10 protein-coding genes are annotated in these 11615 nt (G+C 62.2%); 5 read left to right on the top strand and 5 right to left on the bottom strand.

Annotated elements, in window-relative coordinates; genetic code table 11:
• Nucleotides 1–72: 72 nt before the first annotated feature.
• The 5 genes from KGB29_RS04505 to KGB29_RS04485 all read left to right on the top strand — a co-directional run bounded on the left by KGB29_RS04505 (nt 73) and on the right by KGB29_RS04485 (nt 7134).
• A complete protein-coding gene (locus tag KGB29_RS04505; protein ID WP_150814750.1) occupies nt 73–1095 on the top strand; it encodes a helix-turn-helix transcriptional regulator in 1023 nt (340 codons plus the stop codon).
• Nucleotides 1096–1297: 202 nt separating this feature from the next.
• A complete protein-coding gene (locus tag KGB29_RS04500; RefSeq protein WP_150814749.1) occupies nt 1298–3094 on the top strand; it encodes an amidohydrolase in 1797 nt (598 codons plus the stop codon).
• Between the two features lie 18 nt (nt 3095–3112).
• Nucleotides 3113–4852 carry an amidohydrolase gene (locus KGB29_RS04495; RefSeq protein ID WP_150814731.1) on the top strand — a complete coding sequence of 580 codons (1740 nt, stop codon included), beginning with the start codon at nt 3113–3115 and terminating at the stop codon, nt 4850–4852.
• A gap of 106 nt (nt 4853–4958) precedes the next feature.
• The gene (locus KGB29_RS04490) at nt 4959–5699 is read left to right on the top strand and encodes a TorF family putative porin (RefSeq protein WP_150814730.1); all 741 of its coding nucleotides are present in this window, start codon (nt 4959–4961) and stop codon (nt 5697–5699) included.
• Between the two features lie 46 nt (nt 5700–5745).
• Nucleotides 5746–7134, top strand: coding sequence for a purine-cytosine permease family protein (locus KGB29_RS04485; RefSeq protein ID WP_150814729.1), 1389 nt, complete (start codon nt 5746–5748; stop codon nt 7132–7134).
• A gap of 145 nt (nt 7135–7279) precedes the next feature.
• Here KGB29_RS04485 and KGB29_RS04480 read toward each other — a convergent pair whose 3' ends face one another.
• The 5 genes from KGB29_RS04480 to gcvH all read right to left on the bottom strand — a co-directional run bounded on the left by KGB29_RS04480 (nt 7280) and on the right by gcvH (nt 11603).
• A complete protein-coding gene (locus KGB29_RS04480; RefSeq protein WP_150814728.1) occupies nt 7280–7999 on the bottom strand; it encodes a L,D-transpeptidase in 720 nt (239 codons plus the stop codon).
• The gene (locus tag KGB29_RS04475; RefSeq protein WP_150814727.1) at nt 7996–8754 is read right to left on the bottom strand and encodes a M15 family metallopeptidase; all 759 of its coding nucleotides are present in this window, start codon (nt 8752–8754) and stop codon (nt 7996–7998) included. The genes KGB29_RS04480 and KGB29_RS04475 overlap by 4 nt, the downstream gene beginning before the upstream one ends.
• Nucleotides 8755–8787: 33 nt before the next feature.
• Nucleotides 8788–9777 (bottom strand): lipoyl synthase, encoded by a 990-nt coding sequence (lipA, locus tag KGB29_RS04470; RefSeq protein ID WP_150814726.1) that lies wholly within the window; start codon nt 9775–9777, stop codon nt 8788–8790.
• A gap of 144 nt (nt 9778–9921) precedes the next feature.
• Nucleotides 9922–11178 carry a serine hydroxymethyltransferase gene (gene glyA, locus KGB29_RS04465; protein WP_150814725.1) on the bottom strand — a complete coding sequence of 419 codons (1257 nt, stop codon included), beginning with the start codon at nt 11176–11178 and terminating at the stop codon, nt 9922–9924.
• Between the two features lie 41 nt (nt 11179–11219).
• The gene (gene gcvH, locus KGB29_RS04460; protein WP_057714203.1) at nt 11220–11603 is read right to left on the bottom strand and encodes a glycine cleavage system protein GcvH; all 384 of its coding nucleotides are present in this window, start codon (nt 11601–11603) and stop codon (nt 11220–11222) included.
• Nucleotides 11604–11615: the final 12 nt, after the last annotated feature.

Genomic DNA, 11615 nt, shown 5'->3' with positions numbered 1-11615 from the left:
CGAACTGGACGCCATTCCCGGCGCTATGGCATCGTCCCGGCAACAGACCATGCAGTGAACGGGATCGTCATGATGGAGGAGGGGAACAAGGTCGGCGACGACGGGTCGTTGGCCACGCTGAAGGCGTTCAATCATTGCGTATTGCACCTGGGCCGGCTGGCGCGGGAGAGCGGGGCGTCGCGGTTCATCGCCGATGGCCTGCAGGCATTCGGTCAGCTGGTGCCCTTCGCATCTGCCTGGTGGGGCGAAATGTCTGCACCAGGTCCTGAGGTGCCCATGCAAAGCTGGATGCATGGCAGCATCAATCTTCCTGAATCCTTTGCCGCCGAATGGCATCCGGTGGCGGCCAACGATCAGTTCTCCTACGCCACGCTCAATCGTCCCGGTGAGGTGGTGTGCGACACGGGTTTCAACGACCCTTGCGAGGCGGTCAATGATTTCGCCCGGCGCTTCGACCTCTATCACCTGATGAGCATCACCTACGAATTGCCCGAAAGCGGCCTGATGTTTTTCGTCTGCCTCTACCGGGGGCAGGATGAACAGGCGTTCGAGGAGAACGAAGCCGAGCTGTTTTCGGCGTTCTGCGATCACCTGTTCCAGCTGTGGCGGTTTCAGGTGCAGGACATGATTCGCTTCGACAGCGAAAACGGCGCGAGTGATTTTGGTGTCGCGCGCATGGACGGCAGTCTGCTCTATGTGGGGGCCAGGCTGTGCGTCGCCATCCAGCGCGAACTGCCCGGCTGGAGCGGTTCCACGCTGCCACCGGAGGTAATCGCGCAATTGTCCAAAGCCCCCTGCGTGATTCGTCTGGGCCGCTGCGCCCTGACCCTGAGCCCCAACGCCGAACACGTCATCCTGTCCCTCGAAGCACCGTCGGGCGGGGACGGCCTGGCACCTCGGGAGCGCACGGCGGCGATGCTGTTCGCCGCGGGCCACTCCTACAAGGAAATCGCCAGAATGCTCGCCTTGAGCCCGTCGACCGTGCGCACCTACCTGCGTAACTGCTACTTGCAGCTCGGTGTGAAAAGCAAGGTGGAACTGGGCTCCGTCCTGCGTTCACCGGGTGCGCTGACGGAGTCCGTGCGCCGGGACTGATCCCCGCCGTTTCAATTATTTGCCTGACCCCTCCTCATTTGCAGAGGTCCATTCGCGCGCCGCGCCCTATAGGGTAGGCCCTGTCTATACAAGGGCTTGCGCAGTCGCTTCGGGCCGCTTCAAAACAATAAGAACAGGGGTGAGGCATTTGAGACTTTCCAGGTTGTTCATCGCCGTTGCGTCGACAACGGCGTTTTCCTGCATGGCATTGGGCGCGGCGCCCGCCGACACGGTCATGCGCAATGGCTACGTCTACACCGTCGATGGCCAGAATTCCGTGCAGCAGGCCATCGCCATTTCGGGTGGCAAGATCGTCTACGTCGGCAGCGATGCCGGGGTCGACGGCTACATCGGCAAGCAGACACAACTGATCGACCTGGCCGGACGCATGCTGATGCCGGGCTTCGTCGATGCACACATGCACCCCGGGGATGGTGGTCGCGCCATGACCTTGTGCGACCTGAAATACCAGACCATGACCCGCGCGCAGTTTCAGGCGAGCATCCAGGCCTGCCTCGATGCCGACAAGGACAAGGGCCCGGACGTCTGGCTGGAAGTGGGCAGCTGGGACCGCATGGGCATGACCGGGCTCGACGGCGACGCCGACAAATCGACCCTGGACGCGCTCAAGACCCAGCGTCCGATCCAGGTGCGCTCCACCGATTTCCACACCGTGCTGACCAACTCCCGCGGGCTGGAACTGGCCGGGATCAACAAGAACACCGCCGACCCCGAGGACGGCAAATACCGACGCGACAGCGCCGGCAACCCGAACGGTATTTGTGAAGACGGCGCCGCCGAATCGTTGGCCGCCGTGGTGCCGCCGGCGACCGACGCGGAAAAACTCAATCAGATGCGAGCGGCGCTCGACGCCATGCGCCAGCAAGGCATCACCAGTTTCTTCGATGCGCTGGCGGGGCCGGAAAACGGCAAGGCCTTCACCCGCCTGCAACAGTCCGGCGAACTGACCGCCCGGGCCTTGCTGGCGATCAAGCTGGACCCGGCCGCCGCGGCCGCCGACCCGGTGAAAACCATCGCCGAGGCCAAGGCCCTGGCCAGCACCTACGACCAGGGTGAGGTGAAGGTCGCACCGGGCGTGAACATGCGCCACGTCAAACTGTTCATGGACGGCATCATCAACGCCCCGGCGGACACCGGCGCCATGTTGACCCCGTACCTGCACAACAGCGGTACCGACAAGGCGCCGCAGTGGACGCCGGGCAAGAACCTGGGCGAGCTGTACTTCCCGCCGCAGGTGCTCAATCCGCTGGTGCTGCAAGCGGTCAAGGCCGGTCTCGATCCGCACCTGCACGCCACCGGCGAGCGCGCGGTGCGCGACGCTCTGGACAGCGTTGCCTACGTGCGTCAGCAACTGCCCGGTCAAGACTTCCGCCCGGCCATCGCTCACGCCGAGTCAGTCGACCCTGCCGATTACGCACGTTTCAAGGCACTGGACGTCACCGCCACCATGTCGTTCCAGTGGGCGCAGCAGGCCCCGTCCACGGTCGACGGAACCAGCGATCACCTCGGTGCCGAGCGATTCGAGCGCATGGAGCCTTCCGGCAGCATCGCCCATGCCGGCGGCCGAGTGGCGTTCGGCAGCGATTGGCCGGTCGATCCCCTCGACGAGTTCCTGGCGCTGAAAGTCGGTGTCACCCGTTCGGGCGATCCGACCAATCCGCACAGCTATGGGCCCAAGTATGCCGGGCGACTCAACGCCGATCCGGCGCTGTCGCGAGCCGAGGTGCTGCGCAGCATCACCCTCAGTTCCGCCGAACAGCTGAAGCTGGACGCGGTGCTGGGCTCGGTCGAAGTCGGCAAGTTCGCTGACCTGATCGTGCTCGACAAGAACTTCATGCAGGTGCCCGAGGAGGAGCTGGGCCGTAATGACGTGCTGCTGACGCTGGTCGGCGGCAAGGTCGTGTGGGCCAAGGCGCCGTTCCTGGGACTGGCGCCACAGGTTGTTTCCCAAGTTGTCACTTCTCGATCCGTCCAATAAAAACTAGAGAGCGTTCCGATGCGATTCATTCCAAACCTGTTGGCCGCCGCGTTGGCCTTGTCGTCGGTGCAGGCGATGGCCGCCGCTGACCTGGTGTTGTTCAACGGCAAGGTCTTTACCGCCGAACCCGGCCAGGCGCTGGTGCAGGCTGTTGCGGTGCAAGACGGCAAGATTCTGAAAGTGGGCAGCGATGCCGAAATCAATGCCCTGGCCGATGCCAAGACCCAGCGCATCGACTTGGCGGGCAAAGTGTTGATGCCGGGCATGATCGACACCCACAGCCACCCGGTGGTGGGCGCTTTCGACAGCATGAAAGCCAACCTGCTGGACGAGGTCAAACCCTTGCCGGAACTGGAGCAATGGTTGATCGAGGAAGACAAGGCTGGACGCGCACGCGCCGGTGATGTGATCAGCGTGGCCGGGGTCAGTTCGGCTTACTGGGAGAAAAGCCGTGAACTGGGCAAGGTGTTCAACCAGGGACGCTGGGCGGATCAACCGATTGTCTTCAGTGGCATCGACGGGCACACCGGTTGGGCCAACAACGCGATGCTCAAACGCCTGGACATCGACGCGGCGCTGGTCAAGAGCCTGCCGGAAAAGGAACGCGGTTACATCGGCCATGAAGCGGACTTCACTCCTAACGGCTACTTTGCCGAATCCCGCTGGGACGTGGTGCGTAACGGGATTCCGGCGCCCAGCCCGGAGGCCATGCTCAAGGCCGCTCGCGAGGCGGTGAAGATCAACAATCAATTCGGCGTCACCGCCTGGATGGACGCGGCGGCGAACGGCGGCAGTGAGGATTCGCTGTTCGATTTCCATGCCACCGCCGAAAGTGTCGGCGTGCTGCCGCTGTACAAGGAACTGGCACAGAACGGCGAACTCAGTGCCCACGTCGCCGCGCTGATGGTCACCAATCCGAAGAGCAAACCTGCCGACCTGGAGGTGATCGCCACAGTAATGAAACAGTTCGAGGGCGTGCCTAACCTGACGTTCCCCGGCGTCAAGGTGTTTGTCGACGGCATTCTCGAATTCCCGGGGCAAACAGCGGCGGTCGTCGTGCCGTACAAGAACAGCCACAAGGACGGTCAGCTGCTGACCGACCCGGCGCACTTTGGCGAACTGGTAGTGGCAGCGGAAAAACGCGGCTGGATCGTGCACATGCATGCCGTCGGCGACCGCGCGGTGCGTGAAGCGCTCAATGGCGTGGCGTATGCGCGCAAGCTCAGCCCGACACCTGTGCCCCACAGCATCGCGCACCTGCAACTGGTCAATCCCAAGGAGTTTGCGCGCTTCAAGCAACTGGGCGTGATTGCCTCGATGCAGCTGCTGTGGGCCACTGGCGAGTCCTACACCGTCGAGCTGGTCAAGCCTTACATCAGCGCCTTTGCCTACGGTTACCAGTATCCCGCGCGGTCCTTGCATAACGCCGGCGCGACGATTGCCGGTGGCAGCGACTGGCCGGTGTCGAGCGCCAATCCGTTCAACGCCATTGCCCAGGCCAGCACGCGCAAGGGGCCGTTGGGTGTACTCAATGCCAAGGAAAGCATCGACCGCCAGACCATGTTCTACGCCTACACCATCAACGCGGCGAAAACCCTGCGCCTGGATCAGCAGATCGGTTCGCTGGCACCGGGCAAGCAGGCCGACCTGATCATCCTCGACCGCGATGTGTTCAAAGTCAGCGATGACGAACTGTTCGAAACCAAAGTCCTGAACACCTTCTTCGCCGGCAAGCAGGTCTACGCCCCCGCGTCCTGACCTGCGTACACCCAGCACACGCAAAAACCGCCAGCCCCTCGTAGCGCGAGGGGCCTGGCATCGCCATGCCTGAAATTCCCGTACGCCATAACAACAAGAGAATTGTATGAACGCACTTTCAGCATTGACCCTCGCGACACTGGCATTGATCCCCCTGAGCAGCCAGGCCCTGACCCTCAACGATGATTTCAGCCTGGACATGACCTTGGGCGTGGTCAGCGATTACCGCACCCGGGGCATCTCGCAAACCCTGGGCGATCCGGCAGTACAGGGCGGCGCAACGCTGTTGCACAGCAGCGGCCTGTACATCGGAGCCTGGACCTCCAACGTGGATTTCGGCGGCGGCTTCGATACCCGCCAGGAGCTTGAGTACTACGCCGGTTATTACTGGCAGGCGACGGATGCCATCAGCCTGGATCTGGGCTACATCAAGTACGACTACCCGAAAAATTCCGACTTCAACCTCAGCGAGGTCTACGCCGTCCTCGACCTGTACGGCGTGAAGCTGGGTGCCTATTACTCCAAGGACACGCCGAACTTCTTCGGCGAGGACCAGGACACTCTTTACACCTACCTGGGCTACAAAATCGATTTGCCGGCCGAAGTCGGCCTGGACCTGCGCTTTGGGCGCAACGATGTAAATGACCCCGCGTTCTGGTCCGCCAATGGCGATAGCCGTGAGTCTTACTACGAGTGGGAAGCCAAGCTGACCCGCGACTTCGTCGGCGTCACCTGGGGCCTGAGCTATATCGACACGGACTTGTCGAAAAGCGAGTGCGCCAGTTGGTACGGGTATGACGACCTCTGCTCTGCAACGGTTGTAGCCAGTGCAACCAAGACGTTCTAACTTCCATCCCTGACAACAAAAACAGTTCCTCAAAGGAAACATCGTCATGAGTGCGCAACGAAGTCCGCTGATCGAGACTCGCTCGATCGATTTCATTCCCGAGGCTGAGCGTCACGGCAGCCTCTATAGCCAGTTCACCTTGTGGCTAGGCGCCAACCTGCAGATCACCGCCATCGTCACCGGCGCCCTCGCCGTGGTGCTGGGCGGCGATGTGTTCTGGTCACTGATCGGCTTGCTGATCGGGCAGGTGCTGGGTGGTGCCGTAGTGGCGCTGCACGCGGCGCAAGGTCCGAAGCTCGGGCTGCCGCAAATGATCTCCAGCCGAGTGCAGTTCGGGGTGTATGGCGCGGCAATCCCGATTGTGCTGGTGTGCCTGATGTACCTCGGTTTCAGCGCCACCGGCGCGGTGCTGTCGGGGCAGGCGATTGCGCAATTGATCAGCGTCAGCGACAGCGCCGGCATCCTGATTTTCGCCGCGTGCATCGCGTTCCTGACGATCTTCGGTTATCGGGTGATTCACTTGGTCGGGCGGGTGGCCAGCGTGCTGGGGATCATCGCGTTCGCCTACCTGTTCACCCGGTTGATGACCCTCAACGACATCGGCTTGCTGCTCGACAATCGTCATTTTGGCTGGAGCACCTTCCTGCTGGCGGTTTCGCTCTCGGCATCCTGGCAGATCGCCTTCGGCCCCTACGTGGCGGACTACTCACGTTACCTGCCGAGCAAGACCTCATCGTGGAAAACCTTCGCCGCCGTGGGCCTTGGCACCGTGCTGGGGGCCCAGACTTCGATGGTGCTGGGGGTGTTCGCCGCCGCACTGGCCGGGGCGAATTTCCGTGGGCACGAAGTGGCGACCATTGTCGGCCTGGGCAGTAGCGGTGTGATCGCGTCCTTGCTGTACCTGAGCATTGTGTTCGGCAAGGTCACGGTGTCCACCCTCAACGCCTATGGCAGTTTCATGTGCATCGCCACCATCATCAGCGGCTTTCGTCGTCGCCTGGAAATCACCGCCCGCCAGCGCATGCTGTTTGTGCTGCTGATCGTCGCGGCGTCCACCGCGCTGGCATTGCTGGGGCAGTACTCGTTCCTCAACTCGTTCAAGTACTTCATCCTGTTCTTGCTGACGTTCTTCACCCCCTGGAGCGCGATCAACCTGGTGGATTACTACTTCATCAACAAGGAACGTTACGACATTCCTGCGTTGTCCGACCCGAACGGGCGCTACGGTCGCTGGAACGTGCTGGGGATCAGCGTGTACGTGATCGGCGTATTGATCCAGTTGCCCTTTGTCGACACCCATTTCTACTCCGGGCCGATGGTTGCGCAGCTGGGCGGCGTGGATATTTCCTGGATCGTCGGGTTGCTGGTGCCGGGTGTGATCTATTACGCGCTGGCCAAGCCGTCGATGAGTGGCGTGGTGGTTGAGCGGGGTTAATTCCCGCATTTGTGGCGAGGGGGCTTTTGTGGCGAGGGGGCTTGCCCCCGTTGGACTGCGTAGCAGTCCCTTTTTTGGGTGCACTTCGTGCCCCAACGGGGCGATGCGGCGTTCCGACAAGCCCCCTCGCCACAGGGTTCAGCGTTTACTCGCGTTCGGGAAGTTCCCAGCGCTGGCGCAACTGTTCGTACTGCGCTTCGGGCAATTGCACCAGCATCGGGGATTTTCCCGGGTCCAGCCAGTTGAACAACCGCGCGATATCCGCCGGGGCCATGGCGGTGCAGCCGCGAGTCGGTGCGGTGGGTCCGCGCCAGATGTGGAAGAAAATGCATGATCCGGCAGCGGGAGTGGCCAGGGTGTTGTGCCGGATGAAAATGCCCTGGCGATACAAGTCATCGCTGCGGCGCATGCGTTCGGAACTGTTCCAGTCTCTTGCAATGACCGAGCTGTCGACCAGCTCGTTGTAGCGAGCCGACTGGCTGTCGTCCACGCATTCGATGGTCGCTGTCAGCGCCAGGTAGGGCAGGCGGGTATTGGCCGAAGGCTCGTAGCCAAACGCCGTGCCCAGGCTGAACATCCCGGCCGGCGCCTTGCCGTCGCCTTCCTTTTTGATCGGCCCTTCAGGCCGCCCGGGGTTGAGTTGGCCCTTGCCCCAGCCCATGCCATTCTTGCCGAGCACCACTGCAAAGGGCGCTTCGAACTTCTGCAAGGTCTGCCCGTGCCGTTCATAGCGTTGGGCAGTACCCTGGATGTCATCCCAGCCTTTACTGGTGACCACGATCAGTTGGTCACTGCCGTCGAGTCCCTGGGCCATGGCGGCCAGCGGAAAAAACGCCACCAACAGGGGCTTGAAGAGAATGTTCATGGTGCGAGCGGCGTGATGGGGAAGTTCATGACGTCCGGCTTCGGCGGATTCCCACTGTACGTGAAGTGCCACCACTCGGCCGAATAACCCACAAAGCCTTCCTTGGCCATGGCACTGGTCAGCCGCTGGCGATTGGCCTTGGCCGTGGCGTTGATCAGCGCCGAGTCGGTGTGCGCCCGCTCATCGAAGCAATCGAAACCGGTGCCCATGTCGAGCGCGCCGTCGTGCCAGCGCTCGCCATAGGGGGCGGTGCAATCCGCCGGTATCGCCGAAGGTGTCCAGGTGTCGGCGGGCAGGGCGTCGGGGCCGGTCAGGGTCAGGTCGACGGTGTTGCCTCGAGAGTGATTGGACACCCGCGCGACATAACCCAGGCGCCAGAAGTCCTGCTTGTCGACCCGTGGATAGAACTCGGTCTTGAGCGGGTCGCCGGGTTCGCTGGCGAAGCGGCCCATGTCCACCACCGCGCGGGTCGGGCGATAGCAGTCGAATACCTTCAAGCCGTAGCCTTCGGCTTTCAGTGAGTTTTGCACTCGGGCTAACGCCTTCGCCGCGTCCTGCGACAGCAGGCACTCCGCCGCCTGGTAGCCGTCGAGCGGGTGCCCGGTGAAGTTGTGCGCGCTAGCGTAGCGGATGTCCTGCGCGATGCCCGGGTCGACGCTGCGCACATACACCATGTGCCCGGGTTTCGACTCGTCGGCCATGCACGGCGTGGCAAGGCTCAGGCACAGCAACATCAGACAGGGTGAACGCGACATCGGGAACGGCTCCATGCATGACCAGTCATTCCATCATGGCTTGAAACCGTCCGTACCTCCATGGAGTTGTTGATCGGCGTGATAGGACGAACGCACCAGCGGCCCGGACGCCACGTTCTTGAAGCCCATGCGCGTGCCTTCTTCGGCAAACCAGGCAAAGGTGTCCGGGTGCACGAAGCGCTGTACCGGCAAGTGACTGCGGGACGGTTGCAGATACTGACCGAGGGTCAGCATGTCGATGTCGTGCTCGCGCATGCGCTGCATGACTTCGATGACTTCTTCGTCGGTCTCGCCCAGACCCAGCATCAGGCCGGACTTGGTCGGAATGTGCGGCATCATCTGCTTGAATTTCTGCAGCAGGTCCAGCGACCACTCGAAGTCCGAACCCGGCCGCGCGGCCTTGTACAGGCGCGGTACCGTTTCCAGGTTGTGGTTGAACACATCCGGCGGCTCATGGGCGGTGATCGCCAGGGCCACGTCCATGCGTCCGCGATAATCCGGCACCAGGGTTTCCAGTTGAATGCCGGGCGACAGCTTGCGGATCTCGCGCAGGCAATCGACAAAGTGTTGGGCGCCGCCGTCGCGCAAATCGTCACGGTCCACCGAGGTGATCACCACGTACTTCAGGCGCAGCTCGGCGATGGCCACGGCCAGGTTCATCGGCTCGTTGGCGTCCAGCGGCTTGGGCCGGCCATGGCCGACATCGCAGAACGGACAGCGACGGGTGCAGATGTCGCCCATGATCATGAAGGTCGCGGTGCCACCGGAGAAGCACTCGCCCAAGTTAGGGCAGGACGCCTCTTCGCAGACGCTGTGCAGCTTGTGTTTGCGCAACAGTTGCTTGATGCGGTCGACCTCGGGAGAGATCGGCATGCGCACGCGAATCCAGTCGGGTTTGCGCGGGAATTCATCCGTGGGAATGATCTTCACCGGAATCCGCGCAACCTTTTGCGCACCGCGCAGTTTGGTGCCGACCTCCACTTTGGCTGGGCTGTTGCCGGTCGACTCGACAATGGCGTTCATGATGCTTTCCTTTTGCAGCAATGGGCACGAAACCTGTGGGAGCGGGCTTGCTCGCGAAGAGGGAGTGTCAGTTGAAATTAATGTTGACTGACACACCGCCTTCGCGAGCAAGCCCGCTCCCACAAGGGGTTTTGTGTGGTGTGATCAGTCGCGGTAGACCGGGAAGTCCGCGCACAAGGCAGCAGCTTGTTGAGCGACCTGAGCCTCCACATCGGCATCACCCAGGTGATCGAGGATGTCGCAGATCCAGCCGGCCAAGGCAATGCTCTGCGCCTCCTTGAAGCCACGGCTGGTGATCGCCGGGGTACCGATGCGCAGGCCGGAGGTCACGAACGGCGATTGCGGATCGTTGGGCACGGCGTTCTTGTTCACGGTGATGCCGGCGCGACCGAGGGCGGCGTTGGCGTCCTTGCCGGTCAGGCCCTGGCGGATCAGGCTGACCAGGAACAGATGGTTGTCGGTGCCGCCGGACACCACGTCATAACCACGCTCGATAAACACCTGCGCCATGGCCTGAGCGTTGCGGATCACCTGCGACTGATAGGTCTTGAATGCCGGCTCCAGCGCTTCCTTGAAGCACACGGCCTTGGCGGCGATCACGTGCATCAGCGGGCCACCCTGACCACCTGGGAACACCGCGGCGTTGAGCTTCTTCTCCAGTTCCGGATTGGCCTTGGCCAGAATCAGACCGCCACGGGGGCCGCGCAGGGTCTTGTGGGTGGTGGTGGTGACCACGTCGGCGTAGGGCAGGGGATTGGGGTACAGACCGGTCGCCACCAGGCCGGCGACGTGGGCCATGTCGACGAAAAAGTACGCGCCGACCTTGTCCGCGATCTGACGGAAGCGCGGGAAGTCCAGGGTCTTCGAATAGGCCGAGAACCCGGCGATGATCATCTTCGGCTTGTGTTCGACCGCCAGGCGCTCGACTTCGTCGTAATCGATCAGGCCCGTGGTGGTGTCGATGCCGTATTGCACGGCGTTGTACAGCTTGCCGGAAAAACTCACCTTGGCGCCGTGGGTCAGGTGACCGCCGTGGGCCAGGCTCATGCCGAGCACGGTGTCGCCGGCTTGCAGCAGGGCCAGATAAACCGCCGCGTTGGCCTGGCTGCCGGAGTGCGGCTGGACGTTGGCATAATCGGCACCGAACAGCTGCCTGGCGCGGTCGATGGCCAGTTGCTCGACCACATCGACGTGCTCGCAACCGCCGTAATAGCGCTTGCCCGGATAGCCTTCGGCGTACTTGTTGGTCAGGCCGCTGCCCTGGGCTTGCATCACCCGCTGGCTGGTGTAGTTCTCCGAGGCGATCAGTTCGATATGGTGTTCCTGCCGTGCATCCTCGGCGTTCATCGCCGCCAGCAGTTCGTCGTCATAGCCTTTGATCTGGTCGTGCTTGCTGAACATGGTGTGGTCCTTTTTCGGATTCGGGAAATGCGTAGGGGGCTTCAAGCGTCGGCGTGTTCTGCGGTCAGGCGTTCATAGGCGTCTTGATCCAGTAGATCGCTCAACGCCTGGACATCGACCGGTTTGAAGCGAAAGAACCAGCCTTCGCCCAATGGGTCTTCGTTGACCAGTTCCGGGGTGTTCTCCAGTGTCGCGTTGATCTCGACCACTTCACCGTCCAGCGGCATGCCGATACTGCTGGCGGCTTTCACCGATTCCAGCACTGACACTTCAGCGCCTGCATCGAAGGCGCCCAGCTCAGGCACCTGAACGAATACCACATCCCCCAGCGCCTGCTGGGCAAACGCCGTGATGCCGACGGTGACCAGGCCATTGCTCTCAAGGCGCAGCCATTCGTGATCGACGGTAAAACGCAATTCGCTCATCTCAACTCCTTA

This window comes from Pseudomonas sp. BF-B-30 (genome assembly GCF_019956305.1).
Lineage (GTDB): Bacteria > Pseudomonadota > Gammaproteobacteria > Pseudomonadales > Pseudomonadaceae > Aquipseudomonas > Aquipseudomonas jessenii.
The sequence above is the reverse complement of the archived record's forward strand: the minus strand, read 5'-3'. Positions and strand labels throughout refer to the sequence as shown.

What these genes read in the sequence shown, in the direction of transcription:
- KGB29_RS04500 (WP_150814749.1), top strand. Translation starts at nt 1,298, where the DNA reads ATGGCATTGGGCGCGGCGCCCGCCGACACGGTCATGCGCAATGGCTAC.
- KGB29_RS04495 (WP_150814731.1), top strand. Translation starts at nt 3,113, where the DNA reads ATGCGATTCATTCCAAACCTGTTGGCCGCCGCGTTGGCCTTGTCGTCG.
- glyA (WP_150814725.1), bottom strand. Translation starts at nt 11,178, where the DNA reads ATGTTCAGCAAGCACGACCAGATCAAAGGCTATGACGACGAACTGCTG.
- KGB29_RS04480 (WP_150814728.1), bottom strand. Translation starts at nt 7,999, where the DNA reads ATGAACATTCTCTTCAAGCCCCTGTTGGTGGCGTTTTTTCCGCTGGCC.
- KGB29_RS04505 (WP_150814750.1), top strand. Translation starts at nt 73, where the DNA reads ATGGAGGAGGGGAACAAGGTCGGCGACGACGGGTCGTTGGCCACGCTG.
- KGB29_RS04485 (WP_150814729.1), top strand. Translation starts at nt 5,746, where the DNA reads ATGAGTGCGCAACGAAGTCCGCTGATCGAGACTCGCTCGATCGATTTC.
- KGB29_RS04490 (WP_150814730.1), top strand. Translation starts at nt 4,959, where the DNA reads ATGAACGCACTTTCAGCATTGACCCTCGCGACACTGGCATTGATCCCC.
- lipA (WP_150814726.1), bottom strand. Translation starts at nt 9,777, where the DNA reads ATGAACGCCATTGTCGAGTCGACCGGCAACAGCCCAGCCAAAGTGGAG.
- gcvH (WP_057714203.1), bottom strand. Translation starts at nt 11,603, where the DNA reads ATGAGCGAATTGCGTTTTACCGTCGATCACGAATGGCTGCGCCTTGAG.
- KGB29_RS04475 (WP_150814727.1), bottom strand. Translation starts at nt 8,754, where the DNA reads ATGTCGCGTTCACCCTGTCTGATGTTGCTGTGCCTGAGCCTTGCCACG.